The sequence below is a fragment of the Brachybacterium sp. genome, assembly GCF_052095815.1.
Classification (GTDB): domain Bacteria; phylum Actinomycetota; class Actinomycetes; order Actinomycetales; family Dermabacteraceae; genus Brachybacterium.
Map to the genome: position 1 here is coordinate 21,185 of NZ_JBQDLF010000033.1, position 26,802 is coordinate 47,986.

General features: G+C 70.7%; 19 protein-coding genes and 1 other RNA gene. 9 read left to right on the plus strand and 11 right to left on the minus strand.

Going from position 1 to position 26,802, the window contains the following annotated elements; genetic code table 11:
• Positions 1-89: 89 nt before the first annotated feature.
• Both ACTH43_RS12920 and recR read right to left on the minus strand, forming a co-directional pair.
• Complete coding sequence (locus ACTH43_RS12920; RefSeq protein WP_441445309.1) at positions 90-1,805, minus strand: hypothetical protein; 1,716 nt, start codon at positions 1,803-1,805, stop codon at positions 90-92.
• 18 nt (positions 1,806-1,823) lie between these two features.
• Positions 1,824-2,417 (minus strand): recombination mediator RecR, encoded by a 594-nt coding sequence (gene recR, locus ACTH43_RS12925; RefSeq protein ID WP_441445310.1) that lies wholly within the window; start codon positions 2,415-2,417, stop codon positions 1,824-1,826.
• A gap of 202 nt (positions 2,418-2,619) precedes the next feature.
• Between recR and ACTH43_RS12930 the strand changes: the two genes are divergently transcribed.
• Entirely contained in the window at positions 2,620-3,150 is a 531-nt protein-coding gene (locus ACTH43_RS12930; RefSeq protein WP_441445311.1) for a transcriptional regulator, read from the plus strand.
• A gap of 55 nt (positions 3,151-3,205) precedes the next feature.
• On the opposite strand, the gene ACTH43_RS12935 is transcribed toward ACTH43_RS12930, so the two are convergent.
• Both ACTH43_RS12935 and ACTH43_RS12940 read right to left on the minus strand, forming a co-directional pair.
• A complete protein-coding gene (locus tag ACTH43_RS12935; RefSeq protein ID WP_441445312.1) occupies positions 3,206-6,598 on the minus strand; it encodes a DNA polymerase III subunit gamma and tau in 3,393 nt (1,130 codons plus the stop codon).
• Positions 6,599-6,784: 186 nt separating this feature from the next.
• Positions 6,785-8,134, minus strand: coding sequence for a hypothetical protein (locus ACTH43_RS12940; RefSeq protein WP_441445313.1), 1,350 nt, complete (start codon positions 8,132-8,134; stop codon positions 6,785-6,787).
• A 150-nt stretch (positions 8,135-8,284) separates the two neighbouring features.
• On the opposite strand from ACTH43_RS12940, the gene ACTH43_RS12945 reads away from it, so the two are divergent.
• From ACTH43_RS12945 to ACTH43_RS12955, 3 genes are all read left to right on the plus strand, one after another.
• Positions 8,285-8,701, plus strand: a complete 417-nt coding sequence (locus ACTH43_RS12945) for a VOC family protein (RefSeq protein ID WP_441445314.1) — start codon at positions 8,285-8,287, stop codon at positions 8,699-8,701.
• Between the two features lie 113 nt (positions 8,702-8,814).
• A complete protein-coding gene (locus ACTH43_RS12950) occupies positions 8,815-10,305 on the plus strand; it encodes a dicarboxylate/amino acid:cation symporter (RefSeq protein WP_441445315.1) in 1,491 nt (496 codons plus the stop codon).
• Positions 10,306-10,632: 327 nt separating this feature from the next.
• Positions 10,633-11,955 carry an MFS transporter gene (locus tag ACTH43_RS12955; protein WP_441445316.1) on the plus strand — a complete coding sequence of 441 codons (1,323 nt, stop codon included), beginning with the start codon at positions 10,633-10,635 and terminating at the stop codon, positions 11,953-11,955.
• Positions 11,956-11,990: 35 nt separating this feature from the next.
• Here the strand turns inward: ACTH43_RS12955 and ACTH43_RS12960 are convergent, their stop codons facing one another.
• Both ACTH43_RS12960 and ffs read right to left on the minus strand, forming a co-directional pair.
• Positions 11,991-13,385, minus strand: a complete 1,395-nt coding sequence (locus ACTH43_RS12960) for a TIGR01777 family oxidoreductase (RefSeq protein WP_441445317.1) — start codon at positions 13,383-13,385, stop codon at positions 11,991-11,993.
• A gap of 252 nt (positions 13,386-13,637) precedes the next feature.
• An RNA gene (gene ffs / locus ACTH43_RS12965) (signal recognition particle sRNA small type) lies at positions 13,638-13,734 on the minus strand.
• A 302-nt stretch (positions 13,735-14,036) separates the two neighbouring features.
• On the opposite strand from ffs, the gene ACTH43_RS12970 reads away from it, so the two are divergent.
• Positions 14,037-15,608, plus strand: a complete 1,572-nt coding sequence (locus tag ACTH43_RS12970; protein WP_441445318.1) for an alanine/glycine:cation symporter family protein — start codon at positions 14,037-14,039, stop codon at positions 15,606-15,608.
• Positions 15,609-15,703: 95 nt separating this feature from the next.
• Here the strand turns inward: ACTH43_RS12970 and ACTH43_RS12975 are convergent, their stop codons facing one another.
• Entirely contained in the window at positions 15,704-16,708 is a 1,005-nt protein-coding gene (locus ACTH43_RS12975) for an aldo/keto reductase family protein (RefSeq protein ID WP_441445319.1), read from the minus strand.
• A gap of 209 nt (positions 16,709-16,917) precedes the next feature.
• On the opposite strand from ACTH43_RS12975, the gene ACTH43_RS12980 reads away from it, so the two are divergent.
• The 4 genes from ACTH43_RS12980 (at position 16,918) to ACTH43_RS12995 (ending at position 20,800) form a co-directional block, all read left to right on the plus strand.
• A complete protein-coding gene (locus ACTH43_RS12980; RefSeq protein ID WP_441445327.1) occupies positions 16,918-17,328 on the plus strand; it encodes a DUF779 domain-containing protein in 411 nt (136 codons plus the stop codon).
• 461 nt (positions 17,329-17,789) lie between these two features.
• Positions 17,790-18,377, plus strand: coding sequence for a carboxymuconolactone decarboxylase family protein (locus tag ACTH43_RS12985; protein WP_441445320.1), 588 nt, complete (start codon positions 17,790-17,792; stop codon positions 18,375-18,377).
• 34 nt (positions 18,378-18,411) lie between these two features.
• Positions 18,412-19,308: an RNA polymerase sigma factor SigJ gene (gene sigJ, locus ACTH43_RS12990; protein WP_441445321.1), complete on the plus strand. Its 897-nt coding sequence runs from the start codon at positions 18,412-18,414 to the stop codon at positions 19,306-19,308.
• Positions 19,309-19,423: 115 nt separating this feature from the next.
• Positions 19,424-20,800: an NAD-dependent succinate-semialdehyde dehydrogenase gene (locus tag ACTH43_RS12995; RefSeq protein WP_441445322.1), complete on the plus strand. Its 1,377-nt coding sequence runs from the start codon at positions 19,424-19,426 to the stop codon at positions 20,798-20,800.
• A 47-nt stretch (positions 20,801-20,847) separates the two neighbouring features.
• On the opposite strand, the gene ACTH43_RS13000 is transcribed toward ACTH43_RS12995, so the two are convergent.
• The 4 genes from ACTH43_RS13000 to ACTH43_RS13015 all read right to left on the minus strand — a co-directional run.
• Positions 20,848-22,011: an FAD-dependent oxidoreductase gene (locus ACTH43_RS13000; RefSeq protein ID WP_441445323.1), complete on the minus strand. Its 1,164-nt coding sequence runs from the start codon at positions 22,009-22,011 to the stop codon at positions 20,848-20,850.
• Between the two features lie 190 nt (positions 22,012-22,201).
• Entirely contained in the window at positions 22,202-24,325 is a 2,124-nt protein-coding gene (locus ACTH43_RS13005) for an ABC transporter ATP-binding protein (RefSeq protein WP_441445324.1), read from the minus strand.
• A complete protein-coding gene (locus ACTH43_RS13010; protein WP_441445325.1) occupies positions 24,322-26,085 on the minus strand; it encodes an ABC transporter ATP-binding protein in 1,764 nt (587 codons plus the stop codon). The genes ACTH43_RS13005 and ACTH43_RS13010 overlap by 4 nt, the downstream gene beginning before the upstream one ends.
• Before the next feature lie 250 nt (positions 26,086-26,335).
• Positions 26,336-26,802 (minus strand): potassium channel family protein (locus ACTH43_RS13015; RefSeq protein ID WP_441445326.1); only part of this gene is annotated, 467 nt, incomplete at its 5' end.

Sequence of the window (26,802 nt, forward strand, 5' to 3'; positions counted from 1 at the left end):
GGCTCTCCGTCGGCCCGCAGCACCGGCAAAGACCCGCCCCGAACTCCAGCGCGGAACTCTAGCCCGGCCCTGGCTCCGGACCTGTCGCTCTACAGCTCCCGCAGCCCCGTGACGGAGTCGGGGATGCCGTGACCCGGCGGGGTGTAGTCACCGCTGGCCCGGCCGCCGTTGGCCTGGCCACCGCCGGTGAAGGCTGAGCCTTCGCCACCGAAGTCCGGGAGGGTCCCACGGGAGAGGTCCGCCGCACGCACTGCGGTGTCCTTCGCGCCGGGCTCGGAGTCATCGACCCAGAGCCGCTCCCCGGCGGCGTCCAGGTCGAAGATCTCCAGCGTGTGGTCACCACCGGCGGCCTGGAGCCGCTTGCGCAGCGCGGCCCGCACCGCAGGATCCTTGGCACGATCCGCGCGGGTGCCGATATCCGGGGCGACCAGGGCGTACGGGCTCTCCCGGCGCACATAGTCCCCGGCCGGTCCATAGAGCAGGTCCCTCAGCCCGCGGCGCATCGCCGAGGCGGCGGCGAGCCCGAGCAGGGGCACCAGCACCAGCGCTCCGGCCACGATCCACACCCAGCTCAGTGCGGTCGCGACCTGCACCACCTGCAGGAGCACGGCGAACATGGTCGCGCCCAGCAGGCCCCAGCCGGCGGTGATCCAGCCGGTCAGGCCCACCACTCGTGCTTCCCACGGGTTCACCCGGGCGCGGTGGCTCCAGTCCTCGTAGGTGCGCTGATCGGTGACCTGGTCGCGCTGTCCCGGGGACAGCATCATGGCGGTCCCGGGGGCGAGTGCGAGCCCGAGCAGCATCACGGCCGCCACCGGCAGGGCGAGCAGCAGCTGCACGATGGGAAGCGAGGAACCGGCGTCGACGAGATCCATCGTGGTGAAGCCGACGATCACGGTGACCATGTCCGTGATCCCGAAGATCACCCAGCCGAGCCCGGCGGCGGCCGGGATCACCCAGGTCAGGCTGGCCCAGGACAGCAGCGCCAGCGTGATCACTGCGCCACGAGGGGTGAAGGCGGCGCTGGCTGCTTCGCTCCCGGGGCTCGGCGGCAGGTGCCGGCGATCCTGGACCAGGACCTGCTTGGCGGCCTCGCGCCGCTCCTGCGGATCCCGGCCGATACGGGCCGTGGTCCGCAGCGCCTCAGCATCGGTGACGCCCAGCAGCTTCGGCGCGGTGACGGTGCGGCGCACCAGCACCCAGGCGAGCTGCAGCGTGAGGATCGCCAGGCAGAGGGAGGACAGCGGGCCCGCGCCGAGGCCGGTCCACGGCTGCGGCACGCCCAGCAGCACGGCGACCGGCAGGGCGATCACCACCAGCAGCGGCGGGAGCATCAGCACCGTCGTGACCCGCGTGGCGACGGCGCGCTGGAACTGCCGTTCGCTGAGGAAGCGGCGCGGCTGGAGGCCGGCGATCACGCTGGGGGCCAGGGGCACCAGGGCCAGGCTGAGCAGCGTCGCCGCTGCGGGGACCAGCAGGAAGGCGGAGCCCAGCCCGGTGCTGGTGAACCCCAGATCGATCAGTGTCGCCCGGAGGAAGGCAGGTTCCGCGAGTGCGGACAGCAGCGAGAGGAACCAGAACGTCGGCGAGGCGCCGAGGACGTACAGCACCAGCAGCAGGTACCACAGGCCCAGGATCACCAGGGCGGGGGCCCAGAAGATCCGCAGCAGGCGCGTCCGGATCGCGCCCTTCGACTCGGCGATGATCTCGCCGGGCGGGGTGAGGTGGGTGGCCTCGTCCGGCAGCCGTCGGGGCGCCGGCAGGTCCTTCAGCGGCGGCAGCGAGCGGGTGTAGGGCGAGGTCATGGGGTCTCCTGGGAGGCCTCAGACGGCGCGGCGGCCCAGGAAGGCGCGACCCAGCGTCATCTCGTCGGCGTAGTCGAGGTCGCCGCCCACGGGCAGTCCGGAGGCGAGGCGGGTGACCGTGAGGTCGAGGGGGCTCAGCAGGCGGGAGAGGTAGGCGGAGGTGGCCTCGCCCTCGATGTTCGGGTCCAGCGCGAGGATGACCTCCTTGGTCTCCCCCGAACCGAGCCGGCTCATCAGCTGGGTGATCCGCAGGTCGTTCGGACCCACGCCTCCGATCGGATCGATCGCGCCGCCGAGCACGTGGTAGCGGCCCTTGAACTCGCGGATCTTCTCGATCGCGATGATGTCCTTGGACTCCTCGACCACGCAGATGATCTCCTCGCTGCGGCGAGGGTCCGAGCAGATGCGGCACTCGTCCTCGGCGGAGACGTTGCCGCACACCTCGCAGAAGCGCACGGTGTCCTTGACCTTGATCAGCACCTCCGCGAGTCGGCGCACAGCAGCATCGTCGGCGTCCAGCAGATGGAATGCGATCCGCTGTGCCGACTTGGGGCCGATGCCCGGCAGCCTGCCGAGCTCGTCGATGAGGTCCTGAACAATGCCTTCGTACACGTGCCCAACTGTAGTTCCCGGGGCCGACGTGCGGCTCCACAGGGTGACCCACCTGCCACCACGGGTGTCGCACCTGCCCGGAGGGCGGTCATGGGCCGCCGATCACCCGGAGTGGCGACACCCACGCTGGGGCGGTACGGTCATCACCGGGTCGTCGCGTGCTTGCACGGCCCTTTGTCGACTCTGAACAGGACCAGGATCGATGTCCTCGATGCCGTACCCCTACGACTCCGCGGAGCCTGCCTCCGAATGCCAGGTGGCGCAGGCCCCGGAGATCCCCACCGCCGTGGTGTCGAAGCGGGACTTCCCGATGTACGAGATGCCCACCCTGATGGACGGCACCTTCTCGCATCTGATCGAGGTGCTGGAGGCCGCGGGGCTGCACCCGATCGGCCCCGCCTTCGCCCTGCACCATCGCGCCCCGGTCGCGACCAGTGATCTCGAGGTCGGTTTCCCGATCGACGCGCCCCTCACCGAGGCGCTGTCCCTGCCCAGCGGCTATGAGGTGACCGGTTCGGTGCTGCCGGCGGGCCGCGTGGGCTGGGTCTCCCATTTCGGCGGTTACGCCGGGCTGGCCGAGAAGTGGGGAGAGTTCACGGAGCACATCGGCGAGTCCGAGGAGCAGATGATCTACCCCTTCTGGGAGTTCTACGTGACGCCGCCCTCCCAGGGGATGAATCCGGCTCGCCTGCGCACCGACCTGTTCAGCCTGCTCGAGCCGCGCGACGTCTGAGCCGCGCAACCTCTGAGCCTCGCCCCGCTGTTCCCGCTGGTGGGGTCGACGGGCTCTAGCGGGGACGGTTCTCGTCGATGACCTCGAGGACCTTGCCGCCGAGCAGCTTCTCGATGACCTCGCGGCCGTTGCGGTTGGCGCCGGTGGCGTCTGCGTCTTCACGGGTCGCGCCGCCAGTGGGGTCGACATCCGCCATGGCCTCATCGGGCTGGGCCCCTCGAGCCCCCCGGAAGCGCTGCCCCGCCGGGCGGGACGCCTGCGCTGCCTGCGCGGCTTCACGAACCATCGCGGCGCCGCTGCGGGCGGGCACGGGCTGCAGGGGTGCCGCGGTCGACGGCGCGGAGACCGGCGGGGCCGACGGGGCTATCGCCGATGCAGTGGGCCCGGCCGGGCCCGGCCCCGACGTGCTGGTCGCCGCGGTGCCAGCGCCGGTGCCGGCGCCGGTGGTCGACACTGCGGTGCCCCAGGAGGCCGCAGCACGGGCAGTGGCGGTGCTTGCCTGCGCGTCTGCGGAGCTCGATGCGGCATCCGTGTGCGGGGGGATGTTCGCGGAGGCGGCACTCGCGGCCGAGCTCTGTCCCATCGCTGGCACAGCCTGCAGAGCGGGGGCACCCGGCTCCTCGGCGACACCGCCGGCATCGGCGGCCACGACCCCGGAGGGGGCGGGGCCCTCTGGCACGGAACCGGCGGGCGTCAAGGCAGCAGTGGTCTGCGCCGGTCGGGAGTGGACGACGCGGCCTTCGGCGATCGCTCGCTTCAGCGCATTCTGGCCGTAGGTGCGGGGCTGTTCCGGCGAGACGGAGTCCCGGCCTTCGTCGTCCACCACGGGGATCTCGCCGCTCAGGGCGGTGCTGGCAGGCGCGGTGCTGGCAGGCGCGGTGCTGGCAGACGCCGGGCCAGCGGGGGCGGCGCCGACTGCCGTCCCACGGTCCGCTTCTGCCTGATGCAGTGCATCGGACCAGCGTCCGGTGCGCTCTTGCCCAGTGCCGCTGCCCGGGCGCTGCTCGGGAGCCTGCTGCGAGGGGAGTTCATTCCTCGCACCGTGATCGTCCGGCGGATACTCGTCGTGAGGGTCCGGCGGGTAGGGGTCGTCGGGCTCAGGGGCGAAATCCTCGACACGCTCGGAGCCGGAGCCGCCCCGGCCGGACTGGGATGCACGAGCTGCGGCCGCCATGGCCCGTTCGGACGCGCGCTGGCCCAGGGAGACGGGTGGCTCCTCGCGAGGGGCCTGCTGGGCAGAGCTCGCGGCGGCGCTCGTTGCGGTGCTCGAGGCGGTGCTCGCTGCGGTGTCGCGCGGCGGCAGGGAAGCCGCCGCGTCTCCCCATGGAGCCGGATGGGGCCGGTTCGCGTCCGGCTCTGGGCGTGCCGCCTGCGGTCGCCTCGACCCTCCGGGCCCGCCAGCATCTCCGGGGCCGCTCGGGCCACCGTCTCCGCGGGCACCGGGTCCGCTCGGGCCCTCGCCGCCACGTGCGCCGGGACTGTTCGATCCACTCGGTCCACCCGGACCGCTCGTCCCGCTGCCACCGCCGCCGGGGCCGGGATCCTCCCCGACTACTGCCTCAACGGAGACATCGGTGTGCAGGATGCGACGCACTGCGTCAGCCAGATTCTCGCCGGCGGTACCTCGGTGGAATGCATGGACCAGCCCCTCGGTGCGGAAGCCGATCACCAGGGTGCTGCCGTGGGCCCCGTTGACGTGCCCGTTCTGGGACACCAGCGCCCAGCTCGGCCGCCGGATCTGCTGGAGCTCGTCCAAGATCGCGGACCAATGCCCGCGCACATGCTCCGCATCGAGACCGTCAGGTGCTGCAGCGGCCGGTGACGCCTGCGGCGCCGTCTGCTCCATGGGCGCCGACGACGGGCCGCTCGGATCCTGCGCCGGCGTTGCCTGCTGGGCCCCCGAGGACTGCTGCGGCACTGACGGCTGCTGCGTAAAGGGCGGCTCCTGCTCAGGACGGGGCTGCTGGGCCGACGGCTGATTCTGCGCCGCTGCCGCGGGTGCCCAGGTGCTGGGTGCCTGCGCTGCGGGAGCTGGGACGTGGGCGCTCTGCTGCTCTGTGCTCGCGGGGGCGGCCGGGGCGGCGGCCGGAGCGGAGGCGACCGGGGCCTGCGCGTGCTGCGGGGCGGGCTGCTCACGCGGCTCCGTGGGCACCGGGGCGCGGCCCGTGCGGGCCTGACGCGCCGCCTCGACCTTCTGCTGCGCGATGCGTCGCGCCTCGTCACGCGCACCGGAAGCGCCGGGCGCTCCGGGCGCGCCCTGGGCCGGACCGGCCACCGGGGCCCCAGCTCCCGACGGTGCGGCTGCCCCGACCTGGGCAGGACCGTCACCGGCGGCGAGCGCGGCCCGCTCGTTGCGCAGCACCAGACGGGCCGCGAGCAGCTCGAGGTGGAGCCGCGGGGAGGTCGCACCGCTCATCGTCGAGAGCGTCTCGTGGACCAGGTCCCCGCACAGCGACAGATCGGCCGGGGAGAACATGGTGGCCTGGCCGCGCATCTGCTCGAGGTCACCGGCCGGGACCTGCGGCAGCAGATCGGCGCCCTTGTCCGGCACGGCTGCCAGCACGATCAGATCGCGCATCCGCTCCAGCAGATCCTCGACGAAGCGCCGCGGCTCGTGGCCGGTGGCGAGCACATGCTCGACCGCCCCGTACAGCGCGGCGGCGTCCCGCTGGGCGATTGCGGTGACCGCCGTGTCCAGCAGCGCGGTGTCGGTGAAGCCCAGCAGTGCAATCGCAGTGGCGACGTCGAGCCCGCCCTCGCCCGCCCCGGCCATCAGCTGGTCCAGCACCGACATCGAGTCACGGGCGGAACCGCCGCCGGCGCGCACCACCAGCGGCATCACGCCTTCACCCACCTGCACGGACTCGGCGGCGCAGACCTCTTCGAGGTAGGGGCCCAGCACCTGCGGCGGGATCAGCCGGAAGGGGTAGTGGTGGGTGCGTGAGCGGATGGTCCCGATGACCTTGTCCGGCTCGGTGGTCGCGAAGACGAACTTCACATGGTCCGGCGGCTCCTCGACCAACTTCAGCAGCGCGTTGAACCCGGCCGAGGTGACCATGTGGGCCTCGTCGATGATGAACACCTTGTAGCGGTCTCGCACGGGCGCGAAAGAGGCGCGTTCGCGCAGTTCACGAGCATCATCGACACCGCCGTGGCTGGCGGCGTCGATCTCCACCACGTCGAGGCTGCCGGCGCCGCCGGTGGCGAGGTCTCGGCAGGAGTCGCACTGACCGCAGGGGACGTCCGTCGGCCCCTCAGCGCAGTTCAGGCAGCGCGCGAGGATGCGCGCGGAAGTGGTCTTGCCACAGCCGCGCGGGCCCGAGAACAGGTAGGCATGACCGATCCTCCCGGCACGCAGCGCACGCCGCAGGGGCGTGGTGACGTGGTCCTGGCCGATCACCTCGGCGAAGGACTCCGGGCGGTAACGTCGATACAGAGCTATGGCCACTCCGACAGGCTAGTCGAGGGTGCCCACCTTCCTCACCGCTGAGGACGGGCAGGATCTGTGGAGGAACGGTCACCGGACGGCGCGATTCCCCGCTGGAGACCGTCGGCAGCCCCGCCGCATGGGCTTTCAACCAGGTCACACCGCGTAACGCGCGAGGCAGGGCCTACAAGCTCCTCGACGACAACCTCACCTGAGCGATCCCGCTTGCACCTCGTCCTCCGGCGCGCGCACATCGGCCGCGGCCCCAGCCCGCGAGTCGTCGTCCGCGGTCGGAGACGGCGCGGAACGAGCAGGTCCAGCAGACGGGTCCGACGGGTCCGTCTCATCCTCGGCCCGGCCGCTCTGACCAGGATGCTCAATCTCCTCGCCACCCGCCGCCTTCGCCGCCTTCGCCGCCTTCGCCGCGGCCAGCTTCTCCCCACGGCTGTGCAGTCCCTTGCGGGTCGCCGAGAAGACGCCCACCACCACGATCACCGGCACCAGCACTTCCGGCAGCCAGTCGGGGATGTCGAAGGGCAGGCCGATGTCCGGCAGCAGCCCCAGCAGCCAGGCCAGCAGGTCACGCACCGGTCGCAGCAGCATGGCGAAGAACTCCCTGATCGGGGAGAACACCGCCTCGAGGAACTCTTGGACCGGGCGCAGCAGCTGCGCAATCCATTCCCGCACCGGTTCGGTCATCCGTGCGATGGCCTCGAACGCCGGTCGCACCCGCGCCTCGATCCATTCCAGCAACGGGTCGAGCACGCCGCTGAACAGTGCACCGAAGCCCAGCAGCGGCAGCAGGTAGCGCGCTGACTTCGTGATCGCGGCAACCAGCGCGTACCGGGTGGGATGGGCGGTGCGCTTCTCCTCCCGGGCAGCCGACGGAGATCCGTCCGCCGGAACCAGCACGATGCGCTTGACGCCGCGACGGATCTCGACCTCGCCGGCGCCGCCCAGGCCGACAGTGCGGATGGTGATCTCCTCGGAGTTCGCATATCCGCCGCTGTCCATAGGGCGGCGCACCGTGCAGAGCAGCGTCGCGAAGCCGTCCTTGAGGGTGAAGCGGAGGTCATCATCGGCCCAGGGCTCGGCGTCGGCGCTCTCGTCGAGCTCGAGGGGAGAGTCCTCGTCGGCGGCGGAGTTCTCGCCCCCATGGGCTACCGGGGCTTCGCTCTCGTCCGTCTCCGGGGCATCGCTCCCCTCGGGCGCCGGGCCGTCGTCCCCGTCGGCAACCGTGCCCTCACTCGCATCCCGCGCCGCTCCGGAGTCCTCCTCAGCGCTCTCCTCCGGCGGCCTCGCCTTGACCTCGGCCTTCGGATCGTGCTCGATACCGTCGATGACCACGGTGAACGTGGTGTCCAGGAGCCGGTGGCGGACTCGGACCAGGTAGTCGTGACTGCCCGTGGTGCCGCTGTACTCGACGTCTGCGGCGAAGCGGTTCGGTGCCTTCTCCCCGAAGGCCGGCACCGGTCCTTCCGTGGAGACATCGCCCGTCGCCGCCGGATCCGTCGTCGACGACGCGGCGCGGTGGCGATCTAGGTGCTTCTCAGGCATGCCCCTACGATGCACTGCCGTGCACCGCTCTCGCATCCGCCGCTCGGAGGGGAATCGGCAGCCGAGTATCCACCGATCGACGGACTCGGATCGGCGGATCGGCGCGCCGCCACTGTTGCCTGTGCCGCCCGCAGCGCGAAGACTGGGGGCATGAGCGTCTTCGTCTCCCACACCAGCATCGACTGCCACGACGCCTACGCCCTCAGCGAGTGGTGGCGCAGGATCCTCGACTACGGGACGGACCCGGAGGATCCGAACCTTCCCGGACATGAGGAGTGCGCGATCTTCGACCCGGACACCGGCCACACCCTCCTGTTCCTCGAAGTGCCCGATGCCGAGCTGCCGGCCAAGCGCATCCACTTCGACGTGCGTCCGCGCGAGCGCACGCAGGAGCAGGAGATCCGCTGGCTCGAGGAGCAGGGCGCCACCCTCGTCGCCGACCACCGCGGGCAGTACGGGCCGGGCACGGGCTGGCTGACCATGGCTGATCCGGAGGGCAATCAGTTCTGCGTGCTGAAGTCCCCCGCCGAGCGTGCCGCTGCCACAGCGAGCCCGTCGGCCGACTGACCAACCATCCCCAAGCCCCACGATGAGCCACCCCCGCACCCCCAAGGGTCACTAATGTGACCGCATAGCAATTTCATTGAAAGTGCGACCAGGTCGGCGTAGCGTCAGCTGTCGTGAGCACCTCGACACCCTCCCCCACGGCTACGACGCGCCAGCGCAATCCGCTGCGCGCAGTCCTCGGCATCCCCTTCGGCTGGCAGGTCCTGATCGGACTGGTCCTCGGCATCGTCCTCGGGCTGGTCGCTGCCCAGATCGGCCCCGTCGCCGGCGCCGGCGAGGACGGCGGTGACGGCGCGAACTGGCTGACCACCGCACTGAACACCATCGGCACCATCTTCGTGACGCTGCTGAAGGCACTGGTCCCGCCGCTGATCTTCCTCGCGATCGTCACCTCGATCGCCAACCTCCGCAATGTCACCAACGCTGCGCGCCTGGCCTGGAAGACCCTGCTGTGGTTCGCAGTCACCGCGCTCATCTCGGTCGGGGTCGGCATCACGCTGGGCGCCATCACCTCCCCCGGCGCGAACTCCGGCGTGGATCGTTCCGCCGAAGCCGCCTCCTCCACCCAGGGCGGCTGGATGGACTTCCTGACCGGCCTGGTGCCCGCCAACTTCCTCGGCATCGCCGGGAAGGCCGGCGAGGACGGCGCCGTCTCCCTGAGCTTCAACGCCCTCCAGATCCTCGTCATCTCCATCGCCGTGGGCATCGCGGTGCTGAAGGTGGGCGAGAAGGCCGAGCCGTTCCTCAAGGTCACCGGCTCCGCCCTCGAGATCGTGCAGAAGCTGCTGTGGTGGGTCATCCGCCTGGCACCGATCGGCACCGTAGGTCTGCTCGGCAATGCCGTCGCCTCGTACGGCTGGGAGGCCATCGGCCAGCTCGGCGTGTTCACCGTCGACGTCTACGTGGGCATGCTCATCGTGCTGCTGGTCGTCTACCCGGTGCTGCTGAAGCTCAACGGCCTCTCCATCGGCTCCTTCTTCCGCGGCGTGTGGCCCGCGACCTCGCTGGGCTTCGTCTCCCGCAGCTCGCTGGGCACCATGCCGATGACCCAGACGGTCACCGAGCGGATGGGCGTGCCCCGTCACTACGCGAGCTTCGCGATCCCGCTGGGCGCGACCACCAAGATGGACGGCTGCGCCGCGATCTACCCCTCGCTGGCCGCGATCTTCGTCGCGAACTTCTACGGGGTGCCGCTGGGCATCACCGACTACCTGCTGATCGTGCTGGTCTCGGTGCTCGGCTCCGCCGCGACCGCCGGCATGACCGGCGCGACCGTGATGCTCACCCTCACGCTGTCCACCCTGGGCCTGCCGCTCGAGGGCGTGGGCCTGCTGCTCGCGATCGACCCGATCCTGGACATGGGCCGCACCGCCCTGAACGTCACCGGCCAGTCGCTGGTGGCCGTGATCGTCGCGAAGCGCGAGAAGATCCTCGATCAGCCGACGTACGACGCCACCCGTCGCACCTCCTTCCAGGTCATCCAGGCCGAGGAGACGGCTGCGATCGCCGCGGACGGCCCGGCCGATTCCGAAGCGGCCACCTCTCAGGCGACCACCGGCGAGGGCTCCGGGGGCGACCGCGAGAAGCAGTCCGCCACCGCCTGACACCGAAGCAGGCGAGCCACCGGCACCAGCCGGCAGCAGCACGCGAGCGGGGCAGACATGAGGACTCGGCAATGCCGTTCCCCGTGCCTGCCCCGCTCGCGTCAGAGCAAGGACCCCGCTCGCATCAGAGTGCGCGCCCCGCTCTCCGGCTCGGCCGACGGGCCGGGGTGAATCCGCGCACCACCGGCCCGCCCGCCCTGGCCGCTCACGCCGCCGGACTCTAGAGTGGGGCCGTCAGATCGGCCCGATCCCCCGGGCCTCAGCAGTGCATCTACCTCGGGTCCACGGTGTGGATCGTCCAAGGCGGCACCCCCGTCCGGAGCAGTGATGACCACTCAGCAGACCTCCCCCGCGCCGCAGGCGCCCACCACCCTTCGCCGCGTCGCCGGCACCGCCTACTTCCCGATCGCGTTCGTGGCCCGCTTCCCCTTCGCGATGATGGTCGTGGGCACCCTGACCCTCGTCGTCTCCGCGCGTGAGTCGATCTGGCTCGGCGGCGTGAACTCGGCCGTGGTGGGACTGGGCTCGGCCCTCGTCGGCCCCCTGCTCGGCGCGGCGGCGGACCGGATCGGGCAGCGCCCGGTCATCCTGCTCTCCGGGATCGTGAACTCGCTCGCGCTGCTGGCGATCGCCGCCGTGGCCTTCAGCTCGCTGCCCGACATCGCGGTGCTCGCGGTCGGCTTCATCATCGGCGCCTCCTCCCCGCAGATCGGCCCGTTCTCCCGCAGCCGCCTGGTGCACCTGATCCTCACCCGCCTCCCGAGCGGCCGGCGGGCCCACAGCCTGAACGCCACCATGGGCTACGAATCCGCCGCCGACGAGACGGCCTTCGTGTTCGGGCCGGTGGTGGTGGGCCTGCTCGCGACCACCCTGAGCCCCGCCGCCCCGATGATCGGGGCCGCGGTGCTCACGCTCCTGTTCGTCACCGCCTTCGCGCTGCATCCCACGGCCAAGGTCGCCGCACCGACCGCCGAGGAGCCCGTTGCCCAGGCCCCCGCCAGGGAGCTGCGCACGCTCCGCGTGCTGGTGGTCGTCGCCGGCGCGCTCGGCGTGGGCCTGTTCTTCGGCACGGTGCTCACCTCGCTCACCGCCTTCCTCGCCGATACCGGGAACGGCGATTCGGCCGGGCTGGTCTACGGCGTGATGGGCGTCGGCTCGACGATCCTGGCGCTGTCCGTGGCGCGCTTCCCCGAGCGGTTCCGCCTCTCTGCGCGGTGGCTCAGCTTCTCCGCGCTGATGCTCGCCTCGATGATCGGCTTCGGTCTCGCGGGCGGCCTGACCGGCCTCATCTGGGCGATGGCGATCGCCGGGATCGGCATCGGGCCGACGATCGTGACGCTCTACAGCCTCGCCGCCGAGCGCAGCCCGCAGGGCCGCTCCGCGACCGTGATGACCATGCTCGGCTCGGCCACGATCGTCGGCCAGTCCGCCGCCTCCGCCCTGACCGGCGCGGTCGCGGAGGATGCCGGCTCCCAGGTCGCGATGTGGCTGCCCGTCGGCGCGGCCGCCCTGGTGGTGCTCGCCGCCGTGGTCAACGCGCTGGCCTGCCGCGCCGCGGAGGTCGTGCACCCGCCGGCGCATGAGCTGAGCGACGATGAGCTCCGCGAGGAGGCCCGCGCGCTCACGGAGCTCCCCACCGAGCACCTCTGAGCGCACCTCGTCGGTCGCCTCCGCCGGCCCCGCCCTCACCGTCGCAGCACGTGGCGCAGCGCCTCCTCGAGGGTGCGGTGCGCGGGCTCGAAGCCGCTCCCCCGCAGCCGCGCGTCGGAGACGTTCTGATCGGTGCGGATCAGCTCGTCCGCGGCCGCCCCGCCCAGCACCAGGCGTGGTCCGAGCGGCGGCACCGGCAGCAATGCGGGCCGGTGCAGCACCATCCCGAGGGTGCGGGCGAAGTCACGGGCGCTCACCGGCTGCGGCCCGACGCCGTTGACCGGCCCGTGCAGCTCGGCGCTGAGCGCGGCGTGGGCGAAGCTGCGCACGATGTCATCCAGCGAGATCCACGAGGTCATCGCGTCCCCGGCGGTGAGCCTGCCGCCCACCCCGGCCAGGAACAGCGGCAGCTGGGGCAGCAGCGGGCCGCCACCGTCGGTCAGCGCCATCCCGGTGCGCACGTGGGCGACCCGCACCCCGGCGTCTGCGGCGGCGCGGGTCGAGCCCTCCCAGTCCCGCACCAGATCGGCGAGGAAGCCCTCGCCGCCCGGATCCGCCTCGGTGAGCAGCTCGCCCGGGCGTCGCGGACCGTAGATCCCGATGGCGGAGGCCTGGACGAGCGCGGCCGGCCCCTCCCGCATCCCGGCGAGGGTGCGAGAGATCAGCGCTGTGCCGTTCACGCGTGAGCCGCGGATCTCGCGGCGGGCCGTCGGGGTCCAGCGGGTCGCAATCGAGCGGCCGGCGAGGTTGATGACCACGTCGATGCCCTCGAGGTCGGCCGGGTCCAGCTGCCCCGCTCTCGGGTCCCAGGAGATCTCCCCCGGGCCCACCTGGTTCTCACGCACCATCCGATGCACCGTGTGCCCGCCGGTCTCGAGCAGCGCGGCGAGCTGGGTGCCGATCAGGCCCGAGGAGCCGGTGATCGCGATGGTGCGGCGCGGGGTGTCGACGAAACGGGCGTGGAAGTCGAGGTCGTCGTGCAGCTGGCGGGCACGGAAGGCGAGCAGGCGGCGGATCTGCGACTCGGCGAGCGGGGTCAGACGCTCGAGCCTGCGCGGGAGCTCGAGCTCGATGCTGTCGTGGAGCGCGGTGGCGCTGCCGTCGGCAGCGTCGGCGGTGCCGGCGTCGGCCTCGGTGCGGTGCTCGTGACGCCAGGTGCGCCAGGGCCCGCGGACCTGCTGGTCCACGAAACGGCCCTGCGGGTCATGCTCGAGATGGCGCAGGATCCAATGCGGGCGCAGTGCGGTGGGCAGCGCCGACGGGCCGAGACGCACCCCGACGAGCCGGCCGACCTGCACCCCTCCGGCGTCCGGCGCATCGGCCGAGGCGAGCCCGGGCGGGGTGAGCCGCACCAGGGCGCCGGGGCGGTCATGCCAGGCGAGAACCTCGGACGGCGGGTGCGCAACCCGGTGGACGGTCTCGACCCTCATAGCGTTTCCTGACCTCGACGAACGGGTCCCCTCACGGTACGCATCGCGGGACTGCGAGGGAAGGGGCCGCGGGCTCGCATCGGCCGCTCGCGGCGCGAACACGCCTCCGATGCGCAGCACCATCCTGGCCACCGTGAGCCACAGCGTCCAGGGGGTGAGGTCCAGCAGCCAGGCGACCCCCGGGTCCGGGCCCCGTGGTGGGGCGATCTCCCGCAGGGGACCGGGGGCCGAGGACGGCACCGCCTCCGGGCAGAGAAGGACCCCTCGTGCACCTGCCAGAGCTCACCTGCCCTTGCTGCCGTCAAGCCCTGGGGGAGTTCAGCAAGATGACACCGCACGAGGGGTCGCAATAAGTGTAACGGCTCTCCAGCCCCGATTTCGAGCCCCTGCTGAGCGACTCCGGTCACGACACGCCGGAAGGGGCGGCGGGATGCCCCCCACCGACTCCCCTCGGCGCCGCACGGCAGCTCCACCTGGACGAATACAAGCACCCGGAATACGAGTTGCATAACGACCCGGCTACGGGAGGCTGAAAGACCCCTCAGAGCCCTGAGTGTCCGGTATGTTCCATCCAGCACTAAGAGGTGACTGCAGTCACCCCTGCACGCGACGCCAAGGGTGCCGTCGCTTCCCCTATTCCCAGGAGCCCTCATGATCGCCGAAATGATCAACGGCGCGAACAACCTGATCTGGTCCATCCCCCTGATCGGGCTCTGTCTTCTCGCCGGCCTCTACTTCACCATCCGCACCGGCCTCCTCCAGGTGCGGAACATCCCCGACATGCTCGCCCAGCTGAAGAAGGGCGAGACCTCCCCGGACGGCACCTCGTCCTTCCAGTCGCTGATGATGTCGCTCGCCGGCCGCGTCGGCATGGGCAACATCGGTGGCGTCGCCACCGCCATCGCCTTCGGCGGCCCCGGCGCCGTGTTCTGGATGTGGGCCTCCGCCTTCCTCGGCGCCGCCACCTCGTTCATCGAATGCACCCTCGGCCAGATCTACAAGGAGAAGGACCGCGACACCGGCGAGTACCGCGGCGGTCCGGCGTATTACTTCGAGAAGGCCTACAAGCACAAGGCCCCGGGCCTGTCGCTGTTCTACGGGATCCTGTTCTCGATCGTCACCATCCTCGCGATGAGCTTCTTCCTGCCGGGCGTGCAGGCCAACGGCATGGCTTCCGCGATCAACAGTGCCTGGGGCATCCCCACCTGGGTGACCGCCATCGGCCTGGTGATCGGCCTGGGCTTCATCGTCATCGGCGGCGTCAAGCGCATCGCCCACTTCGCGGCGTTCGTGGTGCCGGCCATGGCGATCCTCTACATCATCATCGCGCTCGTGGTGCTGTTCTTGAACTTCACCGAGATCCCCCGCGTCTTCGGGCTGATCTTCTCCAGCGCATTCGGTGTCCAGCCGATCTTCGGCGCGATCGTCGGCCTCGCCATCAAGTGGGGCGTCCAGCGCGGCATCTACTCCAACGAGGCCGGCCAGGGCACCGGCCCGCACGCCGCTGCCGCCGCCGAGGTCTCCCACCCCGCCAAGCAGGGCTTCGCCCAGTCGTTCTCGGTCTATATCGACACCCTGTTCGTGTGCTCTGCGACCGCCTTCATCATCATCTCGACCGGAATGTTCAACACGTTCTCGAATGAGGAGTGGGCCGACGGCACCTCTCCCGTGATCGGCAGCGGCGCCGGGGAGATGCCCGTGGATGTCGAGCCGGGGCCGAACTTCGTCCAGACCGGCCTCGACTCGGTCTTCCCGGGCTTCGGACCGTCGTTCATCGCCGTCGCGCTGGGGTTCTTCGTGTTCACCACGATCGTGGCCTACTACTACATGGCCGAGGTGAACCTCAACTACCTCACGCGCAAGATGAAGAACCGCGTGCTCGCCCGCGGGATGCTTCGCCTGCTGCAGGCTCTGGTGCTCGTCTCCGTGGCCTACGGCGCGGTGAACACCGCCGGCGCGGCCTGGGGCATGGGCGACATCGGCGTGGGCTCGATGGCCTGGCTGAACATCATCGGCATCCTGGTCATCCAGGGCCCCGCTCTGAAGGCGCTCAAGGACTACCGCGAGCAGAAGAAGGCAGGTCTGGACCCGCAGTTCGATCCGCGCAAGCTCGGCATCCAGGGCGCCACGTTCTGGGAGATGCGGGCCGACGGCCACTCCCTCCAGGGCAAGACCGGCGAGGAGCTGCCGCCCGCGCAGCTGGGGATCGACACCAAGAGCTGATCCCTCGACACGCACCGCAGTGAAAGCCGAAGGGCCGGACCGTCATCGCGACGGACCGGCCCTTCGGTCATTGCACCTTCGTTCCGGCCGACAGCTCAGCTCAGCCGCGCCCCGGGCGCCTGGGTCAGCGCCGCATCGGTCTCGGGGATCTCTCCGAGCACCTCGTCGATGCGGGCCCTGACGTCGGCATCGAGCGTGATCCCCGCAGCCTTGACGTTCTCGGTGATCTGTTCGGGGCGGGAGGCGCCGATGATCGCGCCGGCCACGTTGTCGTTGCTGAGCACCCAGGCCACGGCGAGCTGCGCCGGGGTGAGGCTGAGCTCCTCCGCGATCGGGAGCAGGCCCTGCACCGCGGTGAGCACCTCGTCGTTCAGGAAGCGCTTGATCATGTCCGCGCCGCCCTTCTCGTCGCGGGCGCGCGACCCCTCGGGCGCCGGGGTGCCGGGCCTGTACTTGCCGGTGAGGATGCCCTGGGCGACCGGCGACCAGACGATCTGGGAGATGCCGAGCTCACGCGAGGTGGGCACCACGCGCTCCTCGATCACGCGCCACAGCATCGAGTACTGGGGCTGGTTGGAGACCAGCTGGATGCCGAGCTCGCGGGCCAGCTGGTGGCCGGCGCGGAGCTGATCCGCGTTCCACTCGGAGACTCCGATGTACAGCGCCTTGCCGGAGTGGACGACGTCCGCGAAAGCCTGCATCGTCTCCTCGAGCGGGGTGGCGACGTCATAGCGGTGCGCCTGGTAGAGGTCGACATAGTCGGTCTGCAGTCGGCGCAGCGAGGCGTCGATCGACTCGCGGATGTGCTTGCGGGACAGACCGGTGTCGTTGTGCCCCTTGGGGCCGGTGGGGAAGTACACCTTGGTGAAGATCTCGAGCGACTCGCGCCGCTCAGCCTTCAGCGCCTCGCCGAGGACCACCTCCGCGGCGGTGTTCGCGTAGGTGTCCGCGGTGTCGAAGGTGCTGATGCCGGCATCGAGCGCGGCGCGCACGCAGGCGCGGGCACGGTCATCCTCCACCTGGGAGGCATGGGTGAGCCAGTTCCCGTAGATGATCTCGCTGATCTTGAGGCCGGAGCGGCCGAGGTGACGATGTTCCATGCGGAAACCCTATGGCCGCAGAGGAGGTCTATCGTGGTGAGCCACGACACATTCCCATCGGCCCCTCGAGCGAAGGACTCGCCATGACCGACCTCTCCGCCTCCGCTCCCCCGCAGTTCACCCGCACCGCGGCACCGCCCGGCCCGCAGGCGGGCCAGCCGCCCGCGCCGACGCTGCCCGAGCCGTCCGCCTCGGACGACGTCCTCGAGATGGCGCCGACGGTCGAGGACGAGTACTTCTCCCGCGTCGCGTTCACGGGCGCGGCGGTCGCGCAGATCCAGCGCCTGATCGACCGCAACGGGCCGCTGATGTTCCACCAGTCCGGCGGCTGCTGCGACGGGTCCTCGCCCATGTGCTTCCCCGAAGGCGACTTCCTCACCGGGGACGCCGACGTGAAGATGGGGCACGTCGAGGTGCCGCTGCCGGACGGCACCACCAGCCCGCTGGACTTCTGGATGAGCCGCGAGCAGTTCGCCTACTGGCGCCACACCCACCTCACGATCGACCTCGTGGATGGGCGCGGCGGCGGGTTCAGCCTCGAGACGCCCGACGGGAAGCGGTTCCTGACCAGGTCCAGGATGCTCGCACAGCGAGGAGAAGCAGATGACACCGCCGGATGACCACACCGCCGGGGGAACCCTGCCGCCGCCGAGCGAGCCGCCGCTGACTCCGCCCGGGTATCCGCCCACGGCTCCTCCCACGGAGCCGCCGACGCAGCCGCCGGGTTCACCGCCCACCGGTCCGCCGATGCCTATCCCTGGCCGGCCGCCCGAGCCGAGCCCCGAGCCCGCCCCGGAGCCGCCGACGCAGCCCGAGCAGCCACCGCCGGTGGATCCTCCGCCCGACGCGCCGCCCACGACGCCGTTCTGACCGGCGGGTGCCGGCGATGTCCGCACCCCGATCGACCTGCTCCTGCTGCATCAGCCGCCAGCGCGGGGCCCGGACCCTGCCGCCATCACCCTCGAGAGCTTCCACTGGGACCTCCCCGAAGCCTGAGCAGCAAGCAGATGTCACAGATCCGGCGCGGCCGGTGTCTCCCTTCCGACGGGCCCCTCCCGGGCCCCTGAGGGAAGGCACCGACATGTCCGCAATCACTCCTCTGCACACCGCTCCGCCGGCGCGTCCCGCCGCCCGGATCCCGCTCGAGCACGACGGGGGCTTCGCGCGCCTCGTGCTCTGGGCGACGCGCCGGCCGTACGGGAAGGCGCTGGATCCGGTGCGGGCCGCGCTCCACCACGGCGGCGTGCTCACCGCCTCGCTCGTGCTCGAGGCGAGCGCCTCCCGCTGGAAGCGGCTCTCTCCTACTTTGAACGCGCTCGCGGTGATGGTGGTGGCGCGCGAGATCGGCTGCTCCTGGTGCATCGACTTCGGCTACTGGGAGAACCACCGCCGCGGCGTGGACCCGGCGAAGCTGCAGGCGATCGGATCCTGGCGCACGAGCAGCGTCTACTCACCGCTCGAACGGGCGGTGCTGGAGTATGCGGTCGCGGCGACGCAGACGCCGTCGGCCGTGACCGACGAGATGGTGCCCCGCCTGCGGGAGGATCTCGACGACGCGCAGGTGGTCGAGCTCGCCGCGCTGGTCTCGCTCGAGAACTACCGCTCGCGCACCAACGCCGGGCTGGGGCTGACCAGTCAGGGCTTCAAGGACAACTGCGACGTACGCTGAGCGCGGCTCCGCGAACCGCAGCGAAGGGCGCGCCATGAACACCGCATCGACCGCGCATCACGAGACCTTCGAGGTGCATCGCCGCGCCCTGCTCGGCGCCGCCTACCGGGTGCTCGGCACGGTGGCCGACAGTGAGGACGCGGTCCAGGAAGCCTGGCTGCGCTGGCAGGACGTGGATCTCACGATCGTGCGCGAGCCGCGCTCCTACCTTTTGCGGGTGGTGACCCGGACGGCGCTGAACATCGTGCGCTCGCGAGACCGGCGACGCGAGGAGTACATCGGCCCCTGGCTGCCCGAGCCGGTCTCGACCGACGCCTCCGCGGAACCGGGCCGCGCCGCGGAGATCGCCGACGAGGTCTCGCTCGCGCTGCTGGTGGTGCTCGAGTCCCTGTCCCCGCTCGAGCGGGCGGCGTTCGTGCTGCGCGAGGTGTTCGCGCTGCCCTATCCCGAGGTGGCGGAGACTCTCGAGCGCTCCGAGGCCTCGGTGCGGCAGCTGGTCAGCCGCGCGCGAGCCCACGTGCGCGCACGGGCGCCGCGCCATCCGGTGGACGAGAGCGCCCACCGCGCGCTCACCGCCGCCTTCCTCGACGCCGCGCAGGGAACGGTGGCGCTGACGGAGATGGTCGCGATGCTCTCCCCCGAGGTGGTGCTGACCACCGACGGCGGCGGCGTGAGGCGAGCCGCGCGGCGCCCGATACATGGCACCTCGAACGTGCTCGCCTTCATCGCGGGGATCATGGCGAAGCCCGAGGTCATGCAGCTGTCCTGGCGGATGGCGGAGCTCAACGGTCGGCCGGCGCTGATCGGGCACGAGGGGCCGCGGATCGACTGCGCGGTCTGGATCGAGGCCGACGGTGAAGGCGCCGACGCCGTGGTGACCCGGATCGACATGCTCCGCAATCCGCAGAAGCTCGGCGCGATCCGGGTGTGAGCCACCGGCCGGGTCACGTCCGGAGAGCAGTGGGCGACGCTGCCCGCCGCGCTCCGGCGGACCGGTCGGACGGCCCATTCTTTACAGATCCGGACATGGGGTCGAGGGTGGAGGGATGGCTGAATACACGACGACCAACCCGACCACGGGACGGACCGACAAGGAATTCACCACCCTGGACAGCGCCGAGGTCGAGCGCGTGCTCTCGCGCTCCCACACCGCCTACACAGAGTGGCGCGCCACTGCCGCGCAGGAGCGCGCCTCGATCCTGGAGCGGGTCGCCGATGCCTACGACGACCGCTCCCGGGAGCTGGGAGAGCTGATCGCCGTCGAGATGGGCAAGCCTCTGCAGCAGGCCATCGGCGAGGCCGAGCTGGCCGGCTCGATCTATCGCTGGTACGCCACCCATGGCCCCGAGCTGCTGCAGCCCGAGCAGCTGGATCCGCAGGGCGCGCAGGAATCGCTGGTGCAGACCGAGCCGATCGGTCCTCTCGTCGGAGTGATGCCCTGGAACTACCCCTACTACCAGGTGGCGCGCTTCGTCGCCCCGAACCTGATGGTGGGCAATACGATCATCCTGAAGCACGCGGAGATCTGCGCCGGCTCCTCGGAGATCATGGCGCAGATCCTCCATGAGGCCGGGGTCCCGCAGGATGCCTATGCCAACGTCTTCGCCTCCCACGACCAGATCGCCGACATGATCGCCGACCCGCGGGTGCGCGGGGTGTCCCTCACCGGCAGCGAGAAGGCGGGTGCGGCGGTCGCGGAGACCGCCGCCAAGCACCTGAAGAAGTCGGTGCTGGAGCTCGGCGGCTCCGATCCGCTGATCGTGCTCGACGATGGCGACCTCGAGCAGGTCGCCCGGACCGTCGCCACCGCCCGGCTGTCGAATGCGGGCCAGGCCTGCAACTCCCCGAAGCGCATCATCGTGCCCACGGCTCGTCTCGAGGCGTTCGTCGCGACCATCGTCGAGAGCTTCGAGTCCGCGACCCTCGGCGATCCGTTGGACGAGGACGTCGACGTCGGCCCGCTCTCCTCGGTCGGTGCGCGCGACGGCGTCGTCGACCAGGTTCGACGCGCCGTCCGGCAGGGCGCGACGCTCCATACCGGCGGGCAGGCGCTCGATCGCGACGGGGCCTTCATGCAGCCCGCCGTGCTCACCGGGGTCACCGAGGACATGGACGCCTATGCCGAGGAGATCTTCGGCCCTGTGGCTGTGATTTACGGTGTCGACTCGGAGGACGAGGCCGTGACGCTGGCCAACGACGTCGACTTCGGTCTGAGCGGTTCCGTCTGGGGCACCGATCTCGAGCGCGCCCAGGCAGTCGCCGATCGCCTCGACGTCGGGATGGCGTACATCAACGAGCACGGGACCACCTTGCCCGGCCTGCCCTTCGGCGGCGTGAAGCGCTCCGGCTTCGGCCGTGAGCTCGGCCGGTGGGGCATGGGAGAGTTCGTCAACGTCCGGCTGCGGCGCACCTCGGCCGCCTGATCTCCGGCCGTCGTCGCCTGCAGCCGGGAGAGCCGACCCGCCCGGCCTCAGGCGGCGATGAAGCTGCGCGTCACCAGGCGGTTCACGCCCGGCAGGCCGATCGCACGACGGCCGATCTGCTGCAGGCGCAGCTGCGCCGGGCTGGACGGGGTGAAGAACGAGGCGCTGCGTCGACCCGAACGCTGCACCTTCTCCGCCGTCGGCCGCCACCGCCGCTCGTACTCGGCGAGTCCCGCCTCGACGTGGGGGCCTGTCGCCCGCAGGCTCCTGGCCAGCGCCTCCGCCCCGGCGATGGCGACCGAGGTGCCCTGCCCGGCGAGCAGCGAGGGGGCGTGGGCGGCGTCTCCGGCCAGCGCGATCCGGCCGCGACTCCAGCGGGGCGCGATCGCCTGGGCGACGAGGTCGTCGTAGAAGCTCTCCGGGGCATGGGCGAGCGCCCTGTCCACCTGCGGGTGCAGCCCCGTGAAGTCTCGCTGCAGGCGGTCCCGGTCCGGCGTGGGCCGCTTCGTGCCCGCACCGTCGACGCGCTCGGCGAGCATGACGCCGACGCGGGTGTCGTCGGCCGCATACGCCCAGCCCACGCGGCGGACCGTGTCCGTCATCAGCATCCGCGCCCCCAGCTCGGCCGCGAGTTCCGGATCCTCATAGAGGTAGCTCGCCACCCGGTAGCCCATCGGCACGATCGCTCCGTGCCCGGGCGAGACCTGCTCCCGCACCGGCGAGCGCACCCCGTCGCAGGCCACCACGAGATCGGAGTCCAGGATGGTGCCGTCGGCGAGCTCGACCACGGCTCTGCGGGCCCGGGCCGCGCCATCGAGTCCAGCATTGCGCACCGCCACCACCTGCGCGGAGTAGCGCAGATCCACCGACGACGGCAGCACTGCGAGCAGCCCCAGCTCCACCTCGGGGCGCAGGATCGAGAAGTACCGGCCACCCGCCGCCTCGACCAGGGGGCCGACGTCGATGTGTCCGGAGTCCACCCCGTCTGGCGTCCCGTAGCGCACGCCCTCGAACACATGGCCGCGGGAGCGCAGCTCCTCGATGATGCCCATCCGCTCTGCGGCGTAGAAGCCGGGGCCGAAGAAGTCGATCATGTAACCGCCGCCGCGCGGGCCCGGGGAAGATTCCAGCACGGTGACATCGTGGTCGGGGGCGAGTTCGTGGGCGAGGGCGAGGCCGGCGATGCCGCCCCCGATGATCGTGACGTCCATGGCCCGACGCTACCCGCTGGGCCAGCACCCGCCCACCCCAGCCCTGCCCAGCCAGCCCAGCCCAGCCAGCCCTGCCAGACCGAGACTATTGCGCCGGTGACGACTCATGCGCATGTCACCATCGGTCCTCACGGTCACAAAATCTGACCGTCACCGGGCCGGCACCGGGTGGCGCTGGGGCGGCGCCGAGCTAGGCTCCGGCCGCCGGGAGCTCCCCGGTCTCAGCAGGTGCCGCCCCCGCACCATCCCGCGTCGCGGCGACCTCGGGGATCGCACCGGTGACGGTCATGGATCCCACGACCACCGCGTCGTCCGCATCAGGGTCCGTTCCCGCCGCGAACTGCGACCAGTAGAGCCGGTGATAGGCGCCCTCGGCCTCGAGCAGCACGTCGTGGGAGCCCTGCTCGACGATGTCGCCGTGCTCCATCACCAGGATCACGTCCGCGTCACGGATGGTGGAGAGGCGGTGGGCGATCACGAAGCTGGTGCGGTCGCTGCGCAGCGCCGCCATCGCCTCCTGCACCAGCACCTCGGTGCGGGTGTCCACGGAGGAGGTGGCCTCGTCGAGGATCAGCAGTGCAGGGTCGGCGAGGAAGGCGCGGGCGATGGTGATCAGCTGCCGCTCACCGGCGGAGACGTTCGCGCCCTCGTCCTCGATGAGGGTGTCGTAGCCGTCGGGGAGGGTGTGCACGAAGCGGTCCACGAAGGTCGCGGTCGCGGCGGCGGCCACCTCCTCGTCGCTCGCCTCGAGGCGACCGTAGCGGATGTTCTCACGGATGGTGCCGCCGAACAGCACCGCGTCCTGCAGCACCATGCCCACGCGCGAGCGCACGGCGCCGCGGTCCAGAGCCCGGATGTCCACGCCGTCCAGGCGGATCTGCCCGGCGTCGATCTCGTAGAACCGCATGATGAGGTTCACCAGGGTGGTCTTCCCGGCACCCGTGGGGCCGACGATCGCGATCGTCTGTCCGGGTTCCGCGACCAACGACAGGTCGGTGATCAGCGGCTTCTCCGGGGTGTAGGAGAAGGCGACGTGATCGAACTCGATGCGGCCACGGGTGGGACCGGTGAGCTCGGCGCGCTCGATCCGGCGGCGCGGTGCGACCGCCCCACCAGCTCCGGCCGCACTGTCGGCTGCGGTCGCACTGTCGGCGCCGATCGCTCCGGCGTCCGTTCCGGACGGCTCGGTGATCTCCCCGTCGGCCTCCTGCTCCTCGGCGTCCAGCAGCTCGAAGATCCGCTCCGCGGAGGCGACGCCGGAGATCAGCATGTTCGCCATCCCCGCCACCTCGCCCAGCGGTGCGTTGAACTCGCGGGAGTACTGGATGAAGGCGGTGACCTGGCCGAGCGACATCTGCCCGGCGGCGATCCGCAGACCGCCCACCACGGCGATGCCGACGTAGCCGAGGTAGGTCACCCACTGCATGATCGGCATGATCATGCCAGAGTAGAACTGGGCCTTGAATGAGGCTTCCCACAGCTCCTCGTTGCGCTCGTCGAACTGCTCGCGCATCGAGTCCTGGCGGTCGAAGACGGTCACCAGGTCGTGGCCGGTGAAGGACTCCTCGACGTGCCCGTTCAGGCGCCCGGTGTTGCGCCACTGCGCCGTGAACAGCTTCTGGGACTTCGCGCCGATGAGGCCGATGACCACGGCGGAGATCGGCAGGGCGACCAGGGCGATCAGCGCCAGCTGCCAGGACAGCCAGAACATCATGATCGTGATGCCCACAATGGTCAGCACCGCATAGACCAGAGACGCGAAGGCCTGCTGGAGGGCGGTCTGGACGTTGTCGACGTCGTTGGTGGTGCGGGAGAGCAGGTCGCCGCGCTGGCGCGTGTCGAAGTAGGACAGCGGCAGGCGGTTGACCTTCGCCTCGATCTTCTCGCGCAGCACGTAGACGATCTTCATGACCACGTCGTTCAGCAGCCGGCCCTGCAGCCAGTCGAACAGTGCGGCGACCAGGTACATGCCCAGCACTATCAGCAGCAGGCGGCCGAGGGCGTCGAAGGCGACGCCCTCCCCGGTGAGGAAGCCGTCGAAGATGACGTCCATCGCGTCGCCGAGGATGGTGGGTGCCCAGACCGTGAGCACAGTCGAGATGATACCGAAGGCGAGCACCACCGTGAGGCCCAGCTTGTGATCGGCGAAGGTCCCCGCCAGTCGCAGCGCGGAGGGCCAGAAGGCCTTGGCCTTGCGGGGTGCGGACTCGCCCCATTCGCTGCTCATCGAGTCCTGCATCTCGAGGATCTCGGATTCGGTGAGCTCGGCGGTGCTGCCGTCCTGCTTCTTCGTGGAGTTCTTCTTCTCGCTCATGCCGTCGCCTCCGCGGTGATCTGGGAATCGACGATCTCCCGGTAGGTCTGCGAGCTGACCAGCAGCTCCTCATGGGTGCCGCGGCCCACCACTCTGCCCTCCTCGAGCACCAGGATCTGATCCGCGGAGGTGATGGTGGAGATGCGCTGGGCGACGATGAGGGTGGTCGCGCCCTGAGTGTTCTTCGCGAGGCCCTCGCGGACCTTCGCGTCGGTGGTGACGTCGAGCGCCGAGAAGGAGTCGTCGAAGACGTACACCCGGGGAGCGGCGACCAGGGTGCGGGCGATGCACAGGCGCTGGCGCTGGCCGCCGGAGACGTTGGTGCCGCCCTGGGAGACGGTCGACTCGAGGCCGGTCGCCGCGCTCTGGCCCTCGCCGGTGCTGCGGTCCGTGACGAACTCGGTGCCCTGGGCGACGTCGAGCGCGCGCCACAGCTGGTCGTCGTCGGCCGTCGGATCCCCGAAGCGGAGGTTGTGGGCGATGGTGCCGGAGAACAGATAGGGCTTCTGGGGCACGAGGCCCACCGCGCGCGAGATCGTGGCGCGGGCCAGGTCGGTGACGGGGACGCCGTCCAGCAGCACCTGGCCGCTGGTCGCGTCGTGCAGGCGCGGGATGAGGCTGACCAGGGTGGTCTTGCCCGAGCCCGTGGAGCCGATGATGGCGGTGGTCTTCCCGGCCTCGGCGGTGAAGGAGACACCGTCGAGCACCGGCGATTCGGCGCCGGGGTAGGCGAAGGTGACGTCGCGGAACTCCACGGTCGCGCCGCCGCCGGTCACCTGGAGGGCGACGGGCTGGGCGGGCTCGGCGAGGGTGGGGGTGGTCTCGAGGACCTCCCCGATGCGCCTGCCGCTGATGATCGCGCGCGGGAACATCATGAACATGAAGGTGCCCATCATGACGGCCATCAGGATCTGCAGCAGGTACTGCATGAAGGCGGTCAGCGCGCCCACCTCGACCAGCCCCGCATCCACGCGGTGGCCGCCGAACCAGAGCACGGCGGCGGTCGCGAGGTGGAGCACGACGGTGATGGCCGGGCCCATGATCACGAACAGCCGGCCGATCCGCACCGAGGTGTCGGTGAGGGTGGCGTTCGCGCTCTCGAAGCGGGCGGTCTCGTGCCGCTCGCGCACGAAGGCCCGCACCACGCGGATGCCCATGATCTGCTCACGCATCACGGAGTTGATCGAGTCGATGTTGTCCTGCATCCGCTGGAACAGCGGCATCAGCTCCTTGACCAGGAAGCCCACGATCACCATCAGCACCGGCACGGACACCCACACCAGCCAGGACAGCCCCGGATCCTCCTGGATCGCCATGATGATCCCGCCGATGGACATGATCGGCACCATGACCATGAAGTTCAGGGTCATCAGCACCAGCATCTGCACCTGCTGGACGTCATTGGTGGCACGGGTGATCAGGGTAGGGGCGCCGTAGCGGCCCATCTCCTCGGTGGAGAAGCGGTCCACGCGCGTGTAGACGGAGCGGCGGATGTCCCGGCCCATGCCCATCGAGACCCGCGCCCCGAACCACACCGAGGCGATCGCGGTGATCACCTGCACCATCGCGACGATCAGCATCACACCGCCGACGCGCCAGATGTAGTCGGTGTCTCCCGTGGCGACGCCGTTGTCGATGATGTCGGCGTTGAGGCTGGGCAGGTAGAGGGTCGCGAGCACGGTCGCGAGCTGGAGGACGGCGACGGCGGCCACATGCGGCAGGTAGGGCCGGAGGTGGCGCCGGATCAGGGTCCAGAGCATGGGGTTGGTCTCCCGGAGCAGGGTGGAACGGCCCGGCCGACGGGGTGAGCGGCCGGGGTCTCGAACGAAGAATAGGACGGCGAGAGGACAGATCCTGTCCTCGCACCTCGGTGCCGGACCCGGTGACGGTCTCGCCTCCGATCCATCCTCGCCTGCGCGGCAGCGCCCGCGCATCCTCTTTTGGTCGGAGATCCCGAGCGCCCGGGCAGGGGCTCGAGTCTCGGGCCCGGGTGCACTCCCGCGGGAGATGTCAGGACATCGCCCGGCTGAACTTCTCCGCCTGCTTCGTGGGGCCGGTGACCACGATGGTGTCCCCCTCCTGCAGGACGGTGTCCTGGGTGGCGGGCTGCCAGGCGGCACCGACGGGCTTCACCGAGGTGACGGTGACCCCGTAGCGGCGGCGGATGCCGCTGTCGCCGAGCCGGGTCCCGGCGAGCTCGGGGCTCAGCGCGGTCTTGACCATCGCGAAGTCGGTGTCGATCTCGATGAAGTCCTGCATCGTGCCCAACACGATATGGGCGACTCTGCGGCCCATGTCCTTCTCCGGATAGATCACGTGCGAGATGCCGAGCTGCTCGAGGATCAGACCGTGCGGATCGCTCACGGCCTTCGCCCAGATCTTGCGGATGCTGAAGCGCAGCAGCAGCGAGGTGACGAGGATGCTGGCTCTTCCCGGTTCGTGGTGATGGGGAGCGTCGCGTCGTTGACGTAGAACGG